Genomic DNA, 18,479 nt, shown 5'->3' on the forward strand with positions numbered 1-18,479 from the left:
GCAAGTGACTCCGGGATGAGGTCACTTGCTTTCGTCTGATGGTTGGTCTGTAAATCCGGTAAGGCATTTCGGACACGTTTTACAGAAATTCCGTTCTTCATTCACTTCATAGTAGAAACAACATGTTTTCCGAACCCGAATCGGCGGATCGTTCTTCACCAGCTGTTGTTTGTCATAATGGAACTTTTTCAATGGATTATCGGTTTCCCCGAAACATTCACCCGGGGCGTCCAGGATCAGTTGGAAGTCTTCTTCAATTTTGTTCGCTGGAAGTCCAAGTTCGTGACTGTAGAAATTCGTCTCATACAACCAGTAAAAGTAGGTCGCGGTATTCTCCCATAAGACGGGCATAGGTACACATGTTACTTTATTCAATGTCTCCCATACAGGCTTCAGGTGATTTTTGAACATCATCTCAAGCGCTCTATGTACCGCTTCTTTCCGATCCAATCCTGCTTCAGTCGTCCCCTCGTCCTTCAGGGCTAACCGTGGCAAAAAGAACCCTTTTTCAGGATCAGGCTGTACACTTGTATTTTTTGGTCCGACATTCAAAATTTGATTGAACAACGTCAGACTTGCGAAAAAGGGTGCTGTCACGAGAAATGCATATCGTTTGGAAAATTGAGATGCGCTCACCATTCCGTTCGGTGCATTCAACAATGGTGTCAATTGACGATTGATGAAGTGCTCTACACCGCAAGCATGCATCAAATCTTCCGATGGAAGAACCGTTTGATCGGAAGATTTCAGCGTCGCCAAACGATAATTTTCCTGTAAAAATTGAATTTGATTAGGCATTAGCACGTCTGAGATCATGGTTCAACATCCTACCCTTCCCGCAAGGTATGCACAATGGAGTACCAAACATCGGGTCGTATGTGATTTGAGCCTGCAGCCCGAATACATCCTGCACCATTTGCGGTGTTACAATTTGTTCTGGCGCACCTTCCGCATAAATCCCTTTGTCATGGACAGCGACGATATTGTCTGCATAGCGGCATGCGAGATTCAAGTCATGAAGAACCATGACAATCGTACGTTGTTCATTTTGGTTCAAATCGTACAAAAGATCGAGCACTTCAATTTGATGCGCTAAATCCAAATACGTTGTCGGCTCATCCAAAAGAATCGTCTCCGTATTTTGTGCCAGAGACATGGCAATCCAAGCACGTTGACGCTGTCCTCCAGATAAGGAGTCTACAGGACGATCTTGCAGCTCAATAAGATGAGTCGCCTCTAAAGCAGAACGCACAGCTTCTTCATCTTTCTTGGACCACTGTTGCAACCAGCTTTGATAAGGATATCGTCCTTGTTTCACCAATTGGATGACCGTCAATCCTTCTGGTGTGACAGGTGACTGTGGAAGAATGGCGAGTTGTCTTGCCACTTTTTTCGTGGAAGATTGATGGATGTCCTTACCATTTATGATGATGTTGCCTGATTTCGGTTTCAACAGCCGGGCAAGCGCTTTCAACAATGTTGACTTACCAGAACCGTTGCTTCCGATCAGGACGGTGATTTTACCTTTAGGTATTTTAAAATTCAGATCCTCGATAATCGGTGTATCTTGATAAGCTAATGTGAGCTTTTTCGTTTCAAGAGAAAACATGTTTTTCTCCCCTTTATCGTACCGGGTACCGGCATTATTCGCTCCTTTAAGTTTATTTCAAATGAGAATCACTGTCAATGAATTTGAGAATCATTATCACCATTTTATCAATAATATTCACCCTTTTTACATAAAAAAAGCACTGACCCTTAATGGACCAGTACTTTCAGTTTCATAGATTTTCTTTGAATACTTCTTCTAGTCCGGTTACGACTTTCAGGTTGTCATGCTCGAGCTCGATGCCTGTTGGTTGGATGTACATGGTCCGCATTCCCAATAGGAGAGCAGGTGCAATTTCATTGATCAGATTATCTCCGATTGAGACGGTTTCTTCTGGCTTCACTCCATACTTCTCCATCAATTCAAGGAAGATTTTTTTCGTTTGCACCGGCTTTTGTGCAAGCGGAATGATTTCTGGGAAGATGTCTTTGAGGCCCAACTCCTCTAGAAGACGCTGCACATCGTCTTCTTCACTATTGGTGACGAGAACGACCTCTGCCTCTTCTTTTAACTTCAAAAGTCCTTCCTTCAAACCAGGAGTCTTCGTCAGTTGAAACGCATCGGTCACCATGAATTCCTTCGTTCGGGAATAACATTCATATGTTTCTTCAATGGAAACACCGTGATGTCTTGCAGAGGAATATGGAAGCCACCATCCATCTCCTATGGCAATGATTTTTTCAAAATCGAATGAGAGGTCACCGGAGTATGTATGTTCAATGCGCTCTTTATCCCATTCTGTTCCGTCCCAATCCTGTACATGTGTCACCTTCAAAGTCAGGGGATCGAGTGTTAGAACAGAGTCGTTGACAGCGTCATATGCCTTTCCGATGCTGACAGTATGTTCTCCTCTCTTCATTGCTACATAATCGTCCATGAAATCTTCTTGATGTTCAGGAGCGACTCTTTCTTGTAGAAGAGAAGCATAGTGATCGAAGTGATCGGTATCTTCATATAAAGTCCCGTCCAAGTCGAAAATGATCAATTTACAATCCGGGTAGTACCGTTTCATCATTACATCCCCCACTGATCTATTTTGATTAAATTATATTCTTAGTCATTATAAGGGTTCTTTTTTCGGAAGGCAAAGAAGAAACAGTATGACACAATTATTTAATAATATGTAAATATAATAAAGAATTTGTAAATGAGTATGGAAAAGTTTGTAGAATTATAGGATAATATAGTTGTTGTTTTTAAATTTTCTAAACTTTTTGGGGGGAAATAGGAATGAAAAAGGTTTTTGCACTTTTGTTTGCGGCTCTTCTCGTAGTCGGGTTGACTGCATGCGGTACAAGCAGTGACTCTGGTTCTGGTGATTCAAAAGACGGAGGCGATCCAGAAAAGCTCGTGATGGGATTCGTACCATCTCAAGACTCTGATGAAATTGCTGACACGGTCAAGCCACTTGCAGACAAGTTGAGCGAGGAGCTCGGCGTTGAAGTTGAAGGACAGGTCATGACGAGCTATTCAGCACTTGTTGAAGCAATGGGAAGCAATCAGGTACAAATCGGTTTCCTACCTGCTTTCGGTTACGTTCTTGCAAATGAAAAGCACGGTGTAGAAGTAATTTTGAAGTCTGAGCGTTATGGCAGCGGAACTTACAAAGCACAATATGTTGTCCGTGCAGACTCTGACATTGAAACGCTTGAAGACATGGAAGGAAAAGCTTGGGCGATTCCTGACCTGACATCTACTAGTGGGTTCTTGTTCCCAGCAGCTCAAATCATGGATAAGTTCAATGTAGAAGATGTTCAATCTGGTTTCTTCAGCAACACGATTGAAGCAGGTGGACATGACAACGCGTTGATCGCTGTTTACGAAGGGGATGCAGATGTTGCTACAACATTTGACGATGCACGCTCTACGATTGAAGAAGACTATCCAGACGTAATGGAAAAGCTGAAAGTAGTAGAATATACTGCTGAAATTCCAAACGACACCATTTCCGTATCAAAAGACCTTTCTGACGACATGCAAAAGAAAGTCAAAGAAACATTCCTATCATTCAATGAAGACGAAGAAATGATCAAAGTCATGAACGAAGTATACAGCTGGGATGCGATCATTGAAGCAGACGACAGCGAATACGACGTTGTTCGTGACACTTATGAGAAGTTCAAAGATTCAATTTCACTTGATTAATAGAATTAATAGAATTGAAGATTTATGATGATTGAAGACCTGGGGGAAGCTAGCCTTCTCCCTTTTTTTCTACAAAAATGCAATTTAAAACTATTTCAAAAGTAGAGAAATTGCACCTCTGTAACTACTAAATATTCATTTTTGTTAGGGGAGTAAGTATGATCGAATTCAAAGATTTATCACTCGTATATCCAAATGGCACCCAAGGTTTGAAAGATGTGAATGTCAAGATCAATGAAGGTGAATTTGTCGTCATCGTCGGCTTGTCCGGTGCAGGTAAATCCACGTTCATTCGTAGCATCAACCGTATGGTAACACCGACACATGGTGAATTGCTTGTTGAGGATGAAAACATACTGAAGTATAAAGGAAATGATCTACGGAAACTTCGTACAAAAGTCGGTATGATCTTCCAAAACTATAATCTCGTCAAACGTTCGACCGTCATGAAGAACGTCATTTCAGGTCGCTTAGGGCATACAGGTACGTTGAGAAGTATCCTGAACCTCTACAAGAAAGAAGATATGGCTTTGGCTTATGAAAGCTTGAAGCGTGTCAATATTGAAGAAAAGCTCTATTCTCGTGCAGATCAATTGAGTGGCGGACAACAGCAAAGGGTATCGATCGCACGCGTATTGACTCAGCAACCGTCTGTCGTATTGGCGGATGAGCCTGTAGCGAGTCTTGACCCTCCAACCTCTCACCAGGTCATGAAATACTTGAAGAAAATCAACCGTGAAGATAACATCACGACTATTGTCAACTTGCACTTCATTGATATGGCGATGGAATATGCGGATCGCATCATCGGTATGCGCTCTGGAGAAATCGTATTTGATGGTCCAGCGAGCGAAGTGAATGAGCAAACATTCGAAGAAATTTACGGCCGACCGATTAAAGAGGATGATATTCGAGGGGGGAAGGACGACAATGAGCAAACCCCTTAATACAAACGTTCCTTCCGGCCTTGTTTCCGGTAAAGCGAAACTTCGGATGAATCTGATCATGCTCGTCGTACTCGGACTTTATATCTTCAGTTCTGTCATGACCAATTCTTCAGTACTCCGTTTCAACGCTGAGTTCTTTGAAAATGTTTGGGTCATGGTCGTTCAGCTCTTCCCTCCTAACTGGGCCTATACAGGTGTCGTATGGGATAAGCTGATGGAAACTGTGAAAATGGCACTGATTGCAACGACAATCGCTGGTATTTTATGTATACCGTTCAGTCTTTTGGCTGCTAACAACATTGTCCATAATAAGTTTTTGTACAACTTTACGAAGATGTTCTTGAACATCATGCGTACGATTCCAGAACTCATTCTGGCGGTTGTGTTCGTTGGTTTGTTCGGAATCGGGGTATTTTCAGGGATTCTCGCATTGATCATCTTTTCACTCGGAATCCTTGCGAAGTTGATCAGTGAAACGATTGAATCAATCGATATGAATCCTTTGGAAGCGATTCGGGCATCTGGTGGTAACACCCTACAGGTGATTTGGTATGCTGTCGTACCTCAAGTGTTGCCTCAGTTCGTATCGTTCACGCTTTATGTGTTTGAAATCAACGTACGGGCTTCTGTCGTCCTCGGGTTCGTCGGTGCAGGTGGAATAGGTTTGATCCTCCGCCAGCAAATCAACTTCCTGAGCTATCAGAATGTCAGTACGATCATCGTCATAACGTTCGTAGTCGTTGTCATCATCGACTATATCAGTAACAAGTTAAGGGGGCGACTTGTCTAATGAACAACATCACAGTACCTCCTAAACCACAGAAAAGTCCTACTAAACTGGTTCGTAACATCGGGATTGGTATCGGTTTGCTCGCTTTGTATATCTGGGCATTCGCTACGATTGAAATCCCGTGGGGTCGTATTTTCAGTGAGCGGACAATCGCGAACTTTGACCGTGTCATACCGAAGCTGTTCAATCCAGACTTCACATTTGCGGAAAAAGTGCTGAACTACATGATGGAAACGTTGTTCATCGCTTTCACAGGCTCATTTATGGCAGCGATCCTAGCCGTTCCATTCGGATTTTTTGCAGCATCGAACATCAACCGTAATCCATTCCTGAATACGATGGGAAAATGGATTTTGAATGCTGACCGGACGTTCCCGGAAATCTTGCTTGCATTGATTTTCGTCGTTGCGATCGGACCAGGTGCTTTTGCCGGTGTCCTTGCGATTGCAATCCACTCGGTCGGAATGCTCGGGAAATTGTACTCTGAAGTCATCGAGTCGATTGATATGCATGTCGTTGAAGCGATGGAAGCCAACGGGGCAAACAAGATCCAGATTTTCTTCTACGGCATCATGCCGCAGGTCATTCCTGAATTCTTGTCTTATGCGATTTATCGATTCGAAATCGATGTCCGTGCTTCCTCCATTCTTGGAATCATCGGCGCCGGTGGTATCGGTACGCTTCTCGTCATTTCATCCCGTAACCGTAACTGGGATGAAGTCGGTATGATCTTGCTCGTCATCATCATATTCGTAAGCATCATCGACTATATTAGTACCGCAATCCGAAAAAGAATCGTATAAAGTCGAAAGGAGCCTGAACCAAAAGCATATGAAGCTTTGGTTCGGCTCTTTTTTGTTGTTTTCTGGTCACCCTTGTAGGTTTTCTGTTCATCCTTGTAGGTTTTCTGGTCATTTCGAAGCTTTTTCTGGTCATTCCAGAACATATTCTGTTCATTCTACTGCATTATTACATCAATTCTCTTCTTCTGTATCAAAAGAAAGACTGACCTCTACACGAAAAGGTCAGTCCCCTATATCATTTACTCACTTCAATTTTTCGCATGAACGTATGAATGGCATGAGCTACGCCGCTTTCATCATTCGTTTTCGTCGTAAAGGAACAAAGCCGCTTGATGTCTTCCTCCGCGTTCCCCATCGCCACACTGATACCAGCGAGCTCGAACATGGAAACATCGTTGTAATTATCACCTATCGCCATGACCTCTTTCATCGGAATGCCGAGTTCATCTGCATAGTTTTTCACTGCGATCCCTTTCTGTGCATCACGGTGTGTAATCTCAATATTCGCTTCTGCAGAACGGCTCACCGCTAAATCATTGAATGTAAGGAAATCATTCATCGCATCTGTTCGATTCTTCTCATTCCGTGAGAAGCTCAACAGTTTGTAGATTTCCACCTCAGGATCCTTCACGATATCATGGTAATCTTCAGTATAGTGAATGCGGCCATTTTTCACTCGGTAGTCCGCCAGTTTATGTGCATGAGAGTCCGTCACTTCTGGGTTCGCACTCTTAATGATGTCGACGATGATATCGATTGCCATTTCCAAATCGTTGCTGTACGTCCCTTTATTCGTATATAACTCATAGTACATGGAGTAATGGTTCAGCAACTCATCTACTTTATAGTACGTCTCTTTGGAGAGCGTGATGCTGTTTTTGATTTCGCCTTCTTTATTTCGAAATTGCGCTCCGTTGATCGCGATGATCGGGAGATTCAATCCGGCTTCTTCAACTGGATTGACCGCCTCTTCAAAAGAGCGTCCAGTAGCTACGACAACATGAATGCCCGCCGCCTGCGCTTTTTTGATCGCTTCAACATTCTCCTCATTGATCGTTGTATTATTATTGACAAGTGTTCCGTCCATATCGATTGCGATTAATTTCATAGTATCCTGTCCTTTTTTGAAGTTTTCTTAGCTATTTTTCCCATTTTATCAGTCTGGGAAACAAAAAGAAAAAAAGAGCCTCTAATCAGCTCTTTTGAAAACGCTTTATATTCCCTTTAGCTCCCATGAACGTGGTGATGGTTTCTTTTACATTAAAAAAAGCATTCATTGTTGTTGCCATCTCAGTCACCTCAAATATGGGAGTAAAATCAATATAACATTCTTCTCCAGTGTTTGGAAAGTTAAGTTATTGTTAAGTGAACAGCAAGCTGAGCGTACATAACACGCCTACTGAGCAGATGACGATAACGATCAGACTAGCCCCGAAATAAGCTGCAACAAACGCAGTCAGTGCTCCGACAATCCCCATCCAAAGATTTTCGTTGAAGACCAGGATTCCCGGGAAAATCAATGCCCCTAAAATCGCGTAAGGAACGTTCTTCAATACCCCTCTCAGGAATGGAGGAATTGAATCCGTCTGGAAAGCGACGAGCGGTAACATCCGTGGGATATAAGTGACGATCGCCATACCGAGAATGATCCATATATACGTGCTATTCATCGACCTTCTCCCCTTTCCAAACGAGTTCAATGACGACCGCAGCGACAGATGTCGATAAGATGATCGTCCAGCCCGTTGACATTTCTGTTGTGAACGTTAGAATACTATTCAACAAGGCTGCAATTGCAGCTAACAAGACGACTTTCATCGATTTCCGTGCGCTTGGTACGAGAAGCCCGATGAACAAGGCATATAATGCGATGCCCATACTATCTTGCAGGATGGATGGCAGTCCCGCACCAATCAGATAACCGATTGCAGAAAACGAAACCCAGCTGGTCCAGACGACCAACCCAAGCCCGATCATGAAGGCGGATTGAACCTTCCCTTTCTCCAGAGACGCGAGGGTAAAGGTTTCATCGGTTATGAAAAAGCTGTACAGTGCCTTTTTCCACTTTGGTTCATTGGCCGATTTTTCACCGATTGAAGCACTCATCAACAGGTGACGGATGTTGACGATGAACGTAGTCAGTATGATTTCAAAACCGCCGATACCAGCTGCAAAAAGGGTGAGCGAGATGTATTGAGCGGCCCCGGCAAAAACGAACACACTCATGCTGACCGTCTCGAACAGATTGAGCCCGGAACTTTTCGCCAATAGACCGAATGTAAAAGCAACCGGCATATACCCGATGGCGATACTGCTCCCCTTCTGGAATCCCTGCTTAAATAACGATGTTGTCAAACGCTGTGCCAAAGCGGTATTCATAGGTTTCCCTGCCTTCCAGAATTTTGTGTGAATGATGTTATGTATGATATATTGTATGTATTGTATGTTATAGCATATATCTAGTCAAGGAGAATTTAATAAATGTCACATGAAGTAAATCGAATGATCGGTGATAAAATTAAAGCGATCCGTGCTGAGCGCAAGTTAAGCCTGGATGAACTATCGAGAATAACACAGGTGAGCAAAGCGATGCTCGGACAAATCGAAAGAGGTACTTCCAGTCCAACCGTCAGCACACTCTGGAAAATTGCGACCGGACTCGGTGTTGCGTTTTCTTCATTCGTTGAGGAAGAACAGCCGAAGTTTTCGAAGGTCAACATTTCTGAGATTGAACCGTTACTTGAAGATGATGGACGCTATCTCGTCCACACGCTGTTTCCGACTGAACCGAAGCGGAATTTCGAGGTGTATTCCGTTTCTTTAAAACCAGGATGTGAATACACGAGTCCCGCTCATATCCATGGTGTGGAAGAATATCTGTTTTTACATAGCGGGGAAATGACCGTTATGGTCGCCGAGGCTGAACACCTGTTGAAAGCAGGAGATGCATTCCGGTTCTCTGCGGATTACGAGCATACGTATGTGAACCAATCGGAAGAGACATGCGAGCTCTTCCTGATTGTGCATTACACTTAAAAAGGAGGTCTGACCAAGTGTCAGACCTCCTTTTACTCATCCTACGGGTTGAGCGTCCTTTTTCTGTTGTTTATTCGGCGGTACGTGGATAGCTGTTCCGGTCATGCTTTCGAGCGCTTCCAACCAGCCTTCATTGAAACTTGGGTGTGGATAGAATGGATACAGCATATCTTCCTCTCTCGCTGCCATTTCTAATGCGGTCACACCGGACGAAATCATTTCAACGGCTCCTTGGCCAATCATATGCACTCCGAGCAAAAGATCCGTCTTGCTGTCTTTGACGATCTTGACGAGGCCTTCTTTTTTACCGGTGATGCTCGCAAATCCATTTCCAGACATCGAGAATTGACCTGTCGTTACTTCAAATCCTTCTGCCACTGCTTCCTCTTCAGTCAAACCTGCAAATGCGATCGGAGTCGACGTGTGCACGACTGTCGGAATGTAACGGAGATTGAGCTCAGTGGATTGACCAGCTGCGTGTTCAGCTGCCACTTTTCCTTGTTTGATCGCTTTAACAGCAAGGGCAGGTCCGATCGTCACGTCCCCAACTGCATACAGCCCTGTTTCATTCGTTTCGCTGTACTCGTTCACAACGAGGAATCCGTTGTCATCTGTTTCAACCTTCAGTGCATCTAGACCTAATTCCTTCGTGTTCGGTCTGAACCCTGTGGAAATCAGTAGGTGACTACCTTCCACCGTCACTTTTTCCTCCCCTTTTACGAGGTGCAGTGTGACGTGATCTCCATTTGATTCCACTGATTCCAGACTGCTGTCTTTGACGACCTTCACTTTGGACTTTTTCAATACTCGGTTCAACTCTTTGTTAAGATCTGCGTCAAAACCAAAGTCACTTTCCTCATCAAGTACGATCGTCACTTTCGCGCCTAATGCATTGAAGCTTGTTGCAGCTTCCAATGCAATGTAATCAGAACCATAAATGACGAGATGTTCAGGTACCTCTTCAAGAGAGTAGATGTTCTGAGCGGAGTATACACGTTCCGCACTCAGATCGATTCCTTCTGGCACATAGACGGAAGCTCCTGTCGCAACGATTGCTTTCTCGTACTTGTATATTTCGAACGTGTCGCCCGACTCTACACCGATTCGATTTCCTGTCATGAAGGAACCTGAACCGTTGATGACCTCAATCTTATTCGCTTTGCAGAGTGCTTCTACACCTTTCTGCAATCCTGAAACAGTTTGTGCCATATACTTTTGGTGTTGCTCCATGTTAAAAGTAGGCTCACCTGCTTCGATTCCGATCTGCTCCATATGCTTCCAATCGGAAAGTTTGCCAGCAGTATGTGCGAAAAGCTTGGAAGGAATACAGCCTTTGCTTAAGCAGATTCCTCCGAGCTCTCCTTTTTCAACCAGCGTCACTTCGATTCCGAGCTGAGCGGCACGGATGGCAGCATTGTAACCACCAGGTCCGCCACCGACGATGATCAGCTCACGCTCTTGGATTACTTCGCCAACTACCATCTATATCAGCTCCAATGTCATTGCTGCAGGGTTTTCAATATAGTGCATAAAACGATTCGTGAACGCAACAGCTGTTGCACCATCCGCTACACGATGGTCGAATGTCATCGACACGTTCATGATTGAACGAATGACGATTTCATCATTGATGACGACCGGCATCTTCTTCGTCTTATGGAACGCCATCAAGCCGACTTCAGGATGGTTGATGATCGGTGTCGCACCCGTACTGCCGAGTGGGCCGACGTTACTGATCGTGAACGTTCCACCTTTCATGTCAGATGGCTTCAGCTTGTTCGTCTTCGCCTTTTGAATCAACTCTTTCATTTCACGGTTGATTGTCGCGATCGACTTTTGTTCCACGTTTTTCACGACAGGAACGATCAAGCCATCATCGGCATCCGTTGCGAGCCCCATGTTCACTTCGCCTTCTAAGCGGATGACTTCGTTCTCTTCATCGAGCTTTGCATTGAAGATCGGATAGTCGCGCATCGCGAGCTGGATCGCTTTGACGAAAAAGGCTGCAAGGGATACGTTCATACCTTTTGAACCGTCTGGATCTGCTGCTTTCAGAGATTTTTTCAATTCTAATAGATTCGTAAGGTCTACTTCGTCAAAATGAGAGACGTGCGGAATCGTATACAACGATTGCGTCATCTTCTGAGCGATCTGTTTACGACGGCCTTTGAACGGAATCTCTTTCGCTTCCATCGACTTGTAGACCGGTTGAGCATCAGGCGTGGTACTCGTTTCTTCGGCTACAGGCTCAGCTTGCGTTTGCGGCTCGCTGCCTCCGTCGATAAAGTTGTAGACATCCTCTTCGGTCACACGACCACCAGGTCCTGTACCTTCAACCTGTTCGATATCGACGCTGTTGTCTCGTGCAATTTTTCGCGTATAAGGAGCTGCCAACACGCGGCGTGTCAGTCGTGCCATCGTCTGTACTGCCGTATTGGTGCGCTTTTGTTTCATTTCCTCGGAATGCGTACTCTTCGGTTTTTCTTCTGCTTTTGGTTCGTTTGATGGTGCATCGTCAGAAGGGACACTGCCTTCTTTTTCAATGAGGATGATCGTCGTGCCGACCGTGACGACATCCCCTTCGGATGCTTTGATTTCTTTTACCGTACCAGCGACAGGAGACGGAAGTTCTGCTGTGACCTTGTCCGTCTGTACTTCGACAAGCGGTTGGTCGATTTTCACAGCATCGCCAGGAGAAACGTGAAAATGCGTAATCTCCCCTTCTGTAATTCCTTCGCCAATGTCATGGAGCTTTACTTCAATCATTTTCTTCCTCCTTTTTAAAAACGAGCGGTTTCGATGATCGCTTGCTTGACGCGGTCTGCGTTCGGTAGATATTCGTCTTCGATGGCGCACATTGGTACTGGCGTATCATGGCCTGTCACACGCTTGATCGGTGAACGCATGTATAAGAAAGATGTATCGTTGATAAGGGAAACAACGTCGTTCCCGACTCCGCCTGTTCCAGGTGCTTCATGTACGATGACTGCGCGTCCTGTTTTTTGTACCGATTCGGCAATAAGATCACGGTCCATCGGATAAAGTGTACGAAGGTCGAGCACGTCACACTTGATGCCTTCTTCCTCTTCAATTTCCTTGGCAGCTTTTTTGATCACGTCGACCATTGCGCCCCAGGCGATCAAAGTAATGTCGTCGCCTTCTTGAAGACGAGCACCTTTTCCGATTTCGACTGTGTACTTCTCTTCTGGTACTTCTAGTTTGTGAGAACGATAGTTACGCATCGGCTCAAGGAATAGAACCGGATCCGGGTCCTCGATACTCGCAATCAGTAGACCTTTCGCGTCATATGCGTTGGACGGAATGACGACCTTAATCCCTGGCATATGCGTGAAGAGTGCCTCTACACTGTCCGAGTGGATTTCCGGTGCTCTTACACCTGCTCCGAACGGCGCACGAATGACCATTGGCACGGTAAAATGTCCAAGCGTCCGTGAACGGATACGGGAAGCGTGCGTCATGATCTGGTTGAACGCCGGGTAGATGAATCCGAGGAATTGCATTTCAGCAATCGGACGGAAGCCGTTCATCGCAAGTCCGATTGACGTGCCGATGATGCCGGATTCTGCAAGAGGTGTATCGATGACACGCTTATCACCGAATTCAGCTTCAAGCCCGTCTGTCGCACGGAATACGCCTCCGTTTTTCCCAACATCTTCACCGAGGACGAGGATGTCGTCGTGCTCACGCATCATTGTCGCCATCGCATCTGTGATCGCTTGTACCATCGTAAGTTTCTGAGTTTTTACCGCTGTACTCATCTATACTTCCTCCTTTACGCGAGCCTTGAATGCATCAAACTGATCCTGGACAGACCAAGTCGGAGTCTTGAAAACATGGGTGAACATGTCGTTCGGCTCTGCTGGACCGAACGCTTCCATATCCTCAACCGCTTTTTCGATTTCCTTCGTGATGTCTTCTTCCACTTGTGCTTTCCATGATTCTTCAAAATAGCCTTTGTTTTGTAGATAACGCTCAAGGCGTAGAAGTGGATCCGTCGTTTCACGTCTGCGCTTGCTTTCTTCCTGATCACGGTATTTGCTCGGATCATCTGCTGTCGTGTGAGCGCCATAACGGTAGGTCACCGCTTCAATCAATGTAGGACCTTCGCCATGACGAGCGCGTTCCATCGCTGCTTTCGTTTCAAAATAGACGACGAAGATATCGTTTCCGTCAAGACGTACACCAGGAATATCATACGCGACCGCTTTTTGCGCAATCGTCTTCGATTTCATTTGTTTTTCCGTCGGTACGGAAATCGCGAATCCGTTGTTCTGGTTGAAGAAGACGACCGGTGCATTGAATACGCTTGCAAAATTGAGCCCTTCATGGAAGTCCCCTTCAGAAGTCGCTCCATCACCGAAGTAGACAATCGAGCCGCGGTCTGTTCCTTTCAACTGTTCCGCCCAAGCTGTACCTGTCGCATGTAGCAGCTGGGAAGCAATCGGTACCGCTGGTGGAAAGATGTTCTTTCCTTCCGGTGGCACACAGCCCATCGGATACCCTTTCCAATATAAGAACAGGTTTCGCGCAGAGTGACCATACGTTAGTGTTGCACCGTGATCACGGTACGTCGGGAACATCCAGTCACCTTCTTCAAGGACGAGTGCACTACCGACTTGTGCCGCCTCTTGTCCTTCAAATGGCACATAAGTCCCGATACGCCCCTGACGTTGCAGATTGACGCTTTTACGGTCGAACATGCGCGCTCTCAGCATCATGACATAAAGCTCTTTCGTCAGTTCCTCTGTCATTTGGCTTTCATATTCCGCGTTCACAACGATTCCATCTTCATTTAAGATCTGTTTCATCGGAAATTGCGTTTCCATAAGACCCCTCCTTAGTTACGTACGTTCCATTTTGGTCGCTTATCATGACTGAAGAAGCTGTTACGCTTTCGTCTGCTTTCGATTCGGTTGTTACAGAATTGATTCGCTGCTTCTGCAGTTGAAATCGAGTCTGCCTTCGATTGTTGATAGATTTCCATGAGCGTGTCATAGATCGCTCTCGTTTTCGCCAACACACGCGCTTTGTTCGGTGTGTACAGCTCATCTGCTACTTGGATGAGTCCACCGGCATTAACGATGTAGTCCGGTGCATACAGAATGCCTCTTTCCTGTAAGAAAGAACCATGCTCATCTCTTAAAAGCTGGTTGTTCGCTGAACCGACAACCGCTTTCACTTTCAGGTGCTCGATTGTTTCGTCGTTGATGATGCCGCCTAAAGCACACGGGACGAACACATCCGCAGGGACACTGTAAATCTCATCTCCTTCGACGACTTTAACATTCCCTTTCAGGACTTCCGCCTGGTCGACGATTTGACGGATCGCTTTTTCATTGATATCGGTCACATAGATATCTGCGCCTGCTTCAAGAAGTTGTTCAGCGACTTTATAACCGACTTTGCCTAATCCTTGGATGGAGTAGGTTTTACCAGATAAGTCTTCAGAACCGAAGAGCACGTTGTTCGTCGCTTTCAGTCCATAAAGCACACCCTCTGCCGTCGGTACGGAAGAATCGCCGTTTCCGCCATACTCTTCCGGTACTCCGACGATGCAATTCGTCTCTTTCAATGCGTGGACGAAATCGTTCGGCGTCGTCCCCATGTCCGTTCCTGTGTAGAATCGGCCGTTGAGAGAGTCGACAAACTGTCCGAACGCACGGAACATTTCCGGTGTGCGGTCTTTCAACGGATCGCCGATGATGACGGCTTTACCGCCGCCGAAGTCCACATCAGCAGCCGCACATTTGTACGTCATCCCTTTTGATAGACGGAGGACGTCTTCAATCGCCTCATCCGTCGTCTTATATGGACGCATCCGGCAGCCACCGAGTGCTGGCCCTAGCGTCGTATTATGTATGGCGATGATCGCCTTCAACCCCGTGTGTTCATCATTACAAAATAGCAATTGTTCATGTTCACTTATGCGTTCAAACATGTTGTCTTCCCCCAATACTAGTAATCTTTCAAACTTTCAAACGAGTAAACGCTTTCATAAAATCTTTTTTAAAAAGGCTTATGCCTTCATGGCCTCTATTTTTTCGCGGATCATTTCTCTTGGCAGGATATATTGTGTAACTTCCCCTTCACCGATGACTTCTTTCTGATTGCGGACCTCCAAGTCACAAATGACCGCTTTTCCCTTGATAGCGCGTAATGTTGCAGTCACCGAGATCTCGCTTCCTTCCGGTGTCGGATTCAGGTGTTTGGCAGCTACTCCCCCACCGATTCCTTCTTCATGATCCTCTAGATACGGAAGGATGATCTGACGCGCCGCCCATTCCATATGGTACACCATCGAAACCGTCGAGTACGCTGGATGTACGACGTTTCCTTCGAATTGAGCGAACATTTCTGGTGTGACCGTTGCTGTAATCGTAGCCTGTTGGCCAACTTCCATGCCTGGTTTCACTCGTTCTCCGCCTCCTTTTATGTGTAAAAAATGCGTTCTCATTTTGTAGCGTATTATCCGTAAAATATATGACGTTTATTTAACGATATAATATCATTTTGTTAAATAAAAAGCAATGTAATGTCAGGTTGTGTCGAGGGCTGAAGGACTGGTACGAATGGGTTTTTACGTAAAAAAAGATGACCCATCCTTTCGTTCTGGGTCATCTCCTGGTGTATGGTTTTTATTATGCGCGTGGGTATTCTTGTGAGAGTGGATGGAGCAGAATCTCATCGACGACCATATGTTTTGCGGCAGATGCCATGTAGCATACCGCTTCAGCGATGTCATCGACCTTCAGCCAATCCTCTTTGTGCGTTTCACCTTGATTCGAACCTGCAAAGTACGTGTCGATTGCGCCCGGGTTCACCGTTCCCATGCGGATACCGTATTCCTGGACTTCTTGCGCGACCGAGTTGATGAAGCCTTGGACCGCATATTTTGTCGCCGTGTAAGCCGATCCATTTGCGATCGCTCTTCGTCCAACGTCAGATGAGATCGTGATGATGGTTCCCGACCGGTTTTCCTTCATGGAAGGCAGGACTTCACGCGTTGTAAGGAAGACGCCTTTCGTGTTCACATTGAACACCTTGTCCCACTCTTCGACCGTTGTTTCTTCTGCCGTTTTGAAAAATCCGATTCCTGCATTGTTGACGAGAATGTCGATTTTGCCATATTGATCAATCGCTTGCTGGAATGCTTCTTTCACTTGTTGTTCGTTTGCTACGTCCGCTTGAAGGCTGAGGACTTCCCCTCCGCTTTCTTTCAGCTCTGTGGCTGTTTCGTGGATTTGTTCAGAAGAACCGATGATTGCAAGCTTGACGCCTTCTGACATGAGGCGCGTCGCAATTGCTTTCCCTGCTCCTCTTGAAGCTCCTGTAACGACTGCTACTTTTCCATTCAGCATGATTTTGGTCTCCTTTCCACTGTCTGATCTAAGTTGTCCATCCATATTGTACTACAAACCTACCAAAACATTCGAATCCGGGGGCGATTTTGGTGTCGGTTTGGGGTGGTTTTAGAAAAAGTGGGCTTGGTTTTAGAAAAAAGAGGGTTCATTTTAGAAAAATGAACCTACGTTTTAGAAATTTGAGGGTTGGTTTTCGAAAAATGAAGGTCGGTTTTAGAATTCGGGTCAAAAGTCCTGCTCCATATAGAAAAAGGACTGCCCCTATCAAGGGACAGTCCTCTCAGATTAACCAAATAATAAGTCGAACACGCCGAGCGCATCCAGGAATACGATGATGATCAGAACCGGTACGAAGTACTTCAGCATGAGGAGCCAGAGCGCCAACAGCTGTTTGCCGCGACTGCTGCCATCCGTCAGTTCTTCGACCAACACTTCGCGCTTCATTTTCCATGGTACGAAGATGGAGATCAACAATGCACCAATCGGAAGCATGATGTTACTCACAAGGTAGTCCATTAAATCAAAGATCGTTTTGTCGAACAGCTTCACATCGGCCAGTAAGCCGTAAGAAAGTGCTGATGGAATTCCAACACCGAAAATGATCAATCCGACAACCCAAGCCGCTTTTGAACGACGTTGGCTGGAATTCTTCGAAACCGAAGCGACGATGATCTCAAGCATCGAGAACGCAGATGTTAAGGTTGCGAACAAGAACAATGCCAAGAACACGATGAAGAAAATGGTTCCGCCCGGCATTTCCGCAAACACAGACGGCAAGACGATGAACAGCAGTCCTGGTCCTTCGGTCGGCTCGAAATTGAACGAGAAGACTGCTGGGAAAATTGCCAGTCCAGACAGGATCGTAATGAAGATGTTCATGAAAACGATAGACGTTGCAGATCTTCCAAGGCTTTCTGTTTTAGATAGGTAAGAACTGTATGTGACCATGACCGACACACCGAGACTGAGTGAGAAGAACGACTGGCCGAGTGCGAACAGGACGCCTTCAGACGTTAACTTCGAGAAGTCCGGTTGCAGGAAGAAACGGACCCCTTCCATTGCCCCATCGAGTGTCAAAGAACGTGCGATCAAGATGATGAAGAGCACGAACAAGGCCGGCATCATCCATTTACTCGCTTTTTCAATCCCTTCTTTAATCCCTTTCGCAACGACGAGGATCGTCAAGAGAATGAACGCAAGCTGTGAACCGACTGCGGTCCAAGGGTTGGAAATAATCGTTCCGAATAACTGTTCATAGTTGTCGACACCCGATACATAACCGGTAATACTAGCACCAAAGTATAATAGAATCCAACCACCGATCACACTGTAGAAGGATAATAGGATGAATGCTGTGAAAACACCAATCCGACCGATGAATTCCCAACCTGGTGCAATTGAGCGGTAGGCAGAGATCGCTTCTTTCTGAGTGCTACGTCCAATAACGAATTCAGCTAGTAAAAGTGGAAAACCTACTAAAAACGTGAAGAGTAGGAATACGAGGAAGAATGCTCCTCCACCACTCGTACCTGCGACATAAGGAAACTTCCAAATCGCACCGAGCCCGATTGCAGAGCCGGCAGCTGCTAGAATGAATGTGAGTTTCGAAGTCCATTGCTCTTGTTGTGCCATAAGTACCTCCAGTGGTTAAAAAGAATTAGTTCAATTAATGTATATTTGTAACAAATCTCACCGATATAGGCAAGAGGAAATTTTTCCGCACCAAAGCTTTTAAGTGTTAAAGCGACTTCATAGCCTGGTAAAAAT

At 45.5% G+C, this 18,479-nt stretch carries 19 protein-coding genes; 5 read left to right on the top strand and 14 right to left on the bottom strand.

The genetic code is table 11. The annotated features are described in order from the left end of the window. Nucleotides 1-21: 21 nt before the first annotated feature. From ACXQIQ_RS09135 to ACXQIQ_RS09145, 3 genes are all read right to left on the bottom strand, one after another. Complete coding sequence (locus ACXQIQ_RS09135; RefSeq protein WP_439299072.1) at nucleotides 22-816, bottom strand: IucA/IucC family C-terminal-domain containing protein; 795 nt, start codon at nucleotides 814-816, stop codon at nucleotides 22-24. After that, nucleotides 791-1,609 carry an ABC transporter ATP-binding protein gene (locus ACXQIQ_RS09140; protein ID WP_439299071.1) on the bottom strand — a complete coding sequence of 273 codons (819 nt, stop codon included), beginning with the start codon at nucleotides 1,607-1,609 and terminating at the stop codon, nucleotides 791-793. Before ACXQIQ_RS09140 ends, ACXQIQ_RS09135 begins: the two co-directional genes overlap by 26 nt. A gap of 172 nt (nucleotides 1,610-1,781) precedes the next feature. Next, nucleotides 1,782-2,624: an HAD family hydrolase gene (locus ACXQIQ_RS09145; RefSeq protein ID WP_439299070.1), complete on the bottom strand. Its 843-nt coding sequence runs from the start codon at nucleotides 2,622-2,624 to the stop codon at nucleotides 1,782-1,784. A gap of 215 nt (nucleotides 2,625-2,839) precedes the next feature. Between ACXQIQ_RS09145 and ACXQIQ_RS09150 the strand changes: the two genes are divergently transcribed. The 4 genes from ACXQIQ_RS09150 to phnE (ACXQIQ_RS09165) all read left to right on the top strand — a co-directional run bounded on the left by ACXQIQ_RS09150 (nucleotide 2,840) and on the right by phnE (ACXQIQ_RS09165) (nucleotide 6,294). Further along, nucleotides 2,840-3,754, top strand: a complete 915-nt coding sequence (locus ACXQIQ_RS09150) for a phosphate/phosphite/phosphonate ABC transporter substrate-binding protein (RefSeq protein WP_439299069.1) — start codon at nucleotides 2,840-2,842, stop codon at nucleotides 3,752-3,754. A 158-nt stretch (nucleotides 3,755-3,912) separates the two neighbouring features. Next, nucleotides 3,913-4,701, top strand: a complete 789-nt coding sequence (gene phnC, locus ACXQIQ_RS09155; protein WP_439299068.1) for a phosphonate ABC transporter ATP-binding protein — start codon at nucleotides 3,913-3,915, stop codon at nucleotides 4,699-4,701. Then, nucleotides 4,685-5,491: a phosphonate ABC transporter, permease protein PhnE gene (gene phnE / locus ACXQIQ_RS09160; RefSeq protein ID WP_439299067.1), complete on the top strand. Its 807-nt coding sequence runs from the start codon at nucleotides 4,685-4,687 to the stop codon at nucleotides 5,489-5,491. Before phnC ends, phnE (ACXQIQ_RS09160) begins: the two co-directional genes overlap by 17 nt. Continuing rightward, nucleotides 5,491-6,294, top strand: coding sequence for a phosphonate ABC transporter, permease protein PhnE (gene phnE / locus ACXQIQ_RS09165; protein ID WP_439299066.1), 804 nt, complete (start codon nucleotides 5,491-5,493; stop codon nucleotides 6,292-6,294). Before phnE (ACXQIQ_RS09160) ends, phnE (ACXQIQ_RS09165) begins: the two co-directional genes overlap by 1 nt. A gap of 235 nt (nucleotides 6,295-6,529) precedes the next feature. On the opposite strand, the gene ACXQIQ_RS09170 is transcribed toward phnE (ACXQIQ_RS09165), so the two are convergent. The 3 genes from ACXQIQ_RS09170 to ACXQIQ_RS09180 all read right to left on the bottom strand — a co-directional run bounded on the left by ACXQIQ_RS09170 (nucleotide 6,530) and on the right by ACXQIQ_RS09180 (nucleotide 8,673). Beyond that, nucleotides 6,530-7,402 (bottom strand): Cof-type HAD-IIB family hydrolase, encoded by an 873-nt coding sequence (locus tag ACXQIQ_RS09170; RefSeq protein ID WP_439299065.1) that lies wholly within the window; start codon nucleotides 7,400-7,402, stop codon nucleotides 6,530-6,532. 253 nt (nucleotides 7,403-7,655) lie between these two features. Next, a complete protein-coding gene (locus tag ACXQIQ_RS09175) occupies nucleotides 7,656-7,964 on the bottom strand; it encodes an AzlD domain-containing protein (RefSeq protein ID WP_439299064.1) in 309 nt (102 codons plus the stop codon). After that, complete coding sequence (locus ACXQIQ_RS09180; RefSeq protein WP_439299063.1) at nucleotides 7,957-8,673, bottom strand: AzlC family ABC transporter permease; 717 nt, start codon at nucleotides 8,671-8,673, stop codon at nucleotides 7,957-7,959. Before ACXQIQ_RS09180 ends, ACXQIQ_RS09175 begins: the two co-directional genes overlap by 8 nt. 102 nt (nucleotides 8,674-8,775) lie before the next feature. Here ACXQIQ_RS09180 and ACXQIQ_RS09185 point away from each other — a divergent pair, with 102 nt between their 5' ends. Then, complete coding sequence (locus ACXQIQ_RS09185; RefSeq protein WP_439299062.1) at nucleotides 8,776-9,330, top strand: helix-turn-helix domain-containing protein; 555 nt, start codon at nucleotides 8,776-8,778, stop codon at nucleotides 9,328-9,330. Nucleotides 9,331-9,366: 36 nt separating this feature from the next. Here the strand turns inward: ACXQIQ_RS09185 and lpdA are convergent, their stop codons facing one another. From lpdA to ACXQIQ_RS09225, 8 genes are all read right to left on the bottom strand, one after another. Further along, entirely contained in the window at nucleotides 9,367-10,812 is a 1,446-nt protein-coding gene (gene lpdA / locus ACXQIQ_RS09190) for a dihydrolipoyl dehydrogenase (protein WP_439299061.1), read from the bottom strand. Then, nucleotides 10,813-12,096, bottom strand: a complete 1,284-nt coding sequence (locus ACXQIQ_RS09195) for a dihydrolipoamide acetyltransferase family protein (protein WP_439299060.1) — start codon at nucleotides 12,094-12,096, stop codon at nucleotides 10,813-10,815. A gap of 14 nt (nucleotides 12,097-12,110) precedes the next feature. Then, a complete protein-coding gene (locus ACXQIQ_RS09200; RefSeq protein WP_439299059.1) occupies nucleotides 12,111-13,109 on the bottom strand; it encodes an alpha-ketoacid dehydrogenase subunit beta in 999 nt (332 codons plus the stop codon). After that, nucleotides 13,110-14,177 (bottom strand): pyruvate dehydrogenase (acetyl-transferring) E1 component subunit alpha, encoded by a 1,068-nt coding sequence (gene pdhA, locus ACXQIQ_RS09205; protein WP_439299058.1) that lies wholly within the window; start codon nucleotides 14,175-14,177, stop codon nucleotides 13,110-13,112. An 11-nt stretch (nucleotides 14,178-14,188) separates the two neighbouring features. Beyond that, entirely contained in the window at nucleotides 14,189-15,289 is a 1,101-nt protein-coding gene (locus ACXQIQ_RS09210; protein ID WP_439299057.1) for a Glu/Leu/Phe/Val dehydrogenase dimerization domain-containing protein, read from the bottom strand. A gap of 78 nt (nucleotides 15,290-15,367) precedes the next feature. Continuing rightward, nucleotides 15,368-15,763 carry a thioesterase family protein gene (locus tag ACXQIQ_RS09215; protein WP_439299056.1) on the bottom strand — a complete coding sequence of 132 codons (396 nt, stop codon included), beginning with the start codon at nucleotides 15,761-15,763 and terminating at the stop codon, nucleotides 15,368-15,370. 226 nt (nucleotides 15,764-15,989) lie between these two features. Beyond that, entirely contained in the window at nucleotides 15,990-16,709 is a 720-nt protein-coding gene (locus tag ACXQIQ_RS09220) for an SDR family oxidoreductase (protein ID WP_439299055.1), read from the bottom strand. 288 nt (nucleotides 16,710-16,997) lie between these two features. Beyond that, on the bottom strand, nucleotides 16,998-18,344 hold the full coding sequence (locus ACXQIQ_RS09225) for a sodium-dependent transporter (protein ID WP_439299054.1): 1,347 nt from the start codon (nucleotides 18,342-18,344) through the stop codon (nucleotides 16,998-17,000). Nucleotides 18,345-18,479 lie beyond the last annotated feature (135 nt).

It is taken from the genome of Pseudalkalibacillus sp. Hm43 (genome assembly GCF_054170705.1).

Coding starts and splice junctions, on each gene's coding strand:
- ACXQIQ_RS09135 (WP_439299072.1), bottom strand. CDS start 816: ATGATCTCAGACGTGCTAATGCCTAATCAAATTCAATTTTTACAGGAA.
- ACXQIQ_RS09140 (WP_439299071.1), bottom strand. CDS start 1,609: ATGTTTTCTCTTGAAACGAAAAAGCTCACATTAGCTTATCAAGATACA.
- ACXQIQ_RS09145 (WP_439299070.1), bottom strand. CDS start 2,624: ATGATGAAACGGTACTACCCGGATTGTAAATTGATCATTTTCGACTTG.
- ACXQIQ_RS09150 (WP_439299069.1), top strand. CDS start 2,840: ATGAAAAAGGTTTTTGCACTTTTGTTTGCGGCTCTTCTCGTAGTCGGG.
- phnC (WP_439299068.1), top strand. CDS start 3,913: ATGATCGAATTCAAAGATTTATCACTCGTATATCCAAATGGCACCCAA.
- phnE (WP_439299067.1), top strand. CDS start 4,685: ATGAGCAAACCCCTTAATACAAACGTTCCTTCCGGCCTTGTTTCCGGT.
- phnE (WP_439299066.1), top strand. CDS start 5,491: ATGAACAACATCACAGTACCTCCTAAACCACAGAAAAGTCCTACTAAA.
- ACXQIQ_RS09170 (WP_439299065.1), bottom strand. CDS start 7,402: ATGAAATTAATCGCAATCGATATGGACGGAACACTTGTCAATAATAAT.
- ACXQIQ_RS09175 (WP_439299064.1), bottom strand. CDS start 7,964: ATGAATAGCACGTATATATGGATCATTCTCGGTATGGCGATCGTCACT.
- ACXQIQ_RS09180 (WP_439299063.1), bottom strand. CDS start 8,673: ATGAATACCGCTTTGGCACAGCGTTTGACAACATCGTTATTTAAGCAG.
- ACXQIQ_RS09185 (WP_439299062.1), top strand. CDS start 8,776: ATGTCACATGAAGTAAATCGAATGATCGGTGATAAAATTAAAGCGATC.
- lpdA (WP_439299061.1), bottom strand. CDS start 10,812: ATGGTAGTTGGCGAAGTAATCCAAGAGCGTGAGCTGATCATCGTCGGT.
- ACXQIQ_RS09195 (WP_439299060.1), bottom strand. CDS start 12,096: ATGATTGAAGTAAAGCTCCATGACATTGGCGAAGGAATTACAGAAGGG.
- ACXQIQ_RS09200 (WP_439299059.1), bottom strand. CDS start 13,109: ATGAGTACAGCGGTAAAAACTCAGAAACTTACGATGGTACAAGCGATC.
- pdhA (WP_439299058.1), bottom strand. CDS start 14,177: ATGGAAACGCAATTTCCGATGAAACAGATCTTAAATGAAGATGGAATC.
- ACXQIQ_RS09210 (WP_439299057.1), bottom strand. CDS start 15,289: ATGTTTGAACGCATAAGTGAACATGAACAATTGCTATTTTGTAATGAT.
- ACXQIQ_RS09220 (WP_439299055.1), bottom strand. CDS start 16,709: ATGCTGAATGGAAAAGTAGCAGTCGTTACAGGAGCTTCAAGAGGAGCA.
- ACXQIQ_RS09225 (WP_439299054.1), bottom strand. CDS start 18,344: ATGGCACAACAAGAGCAATGGACTTCGAAACTCACATTCATTCTAGCA.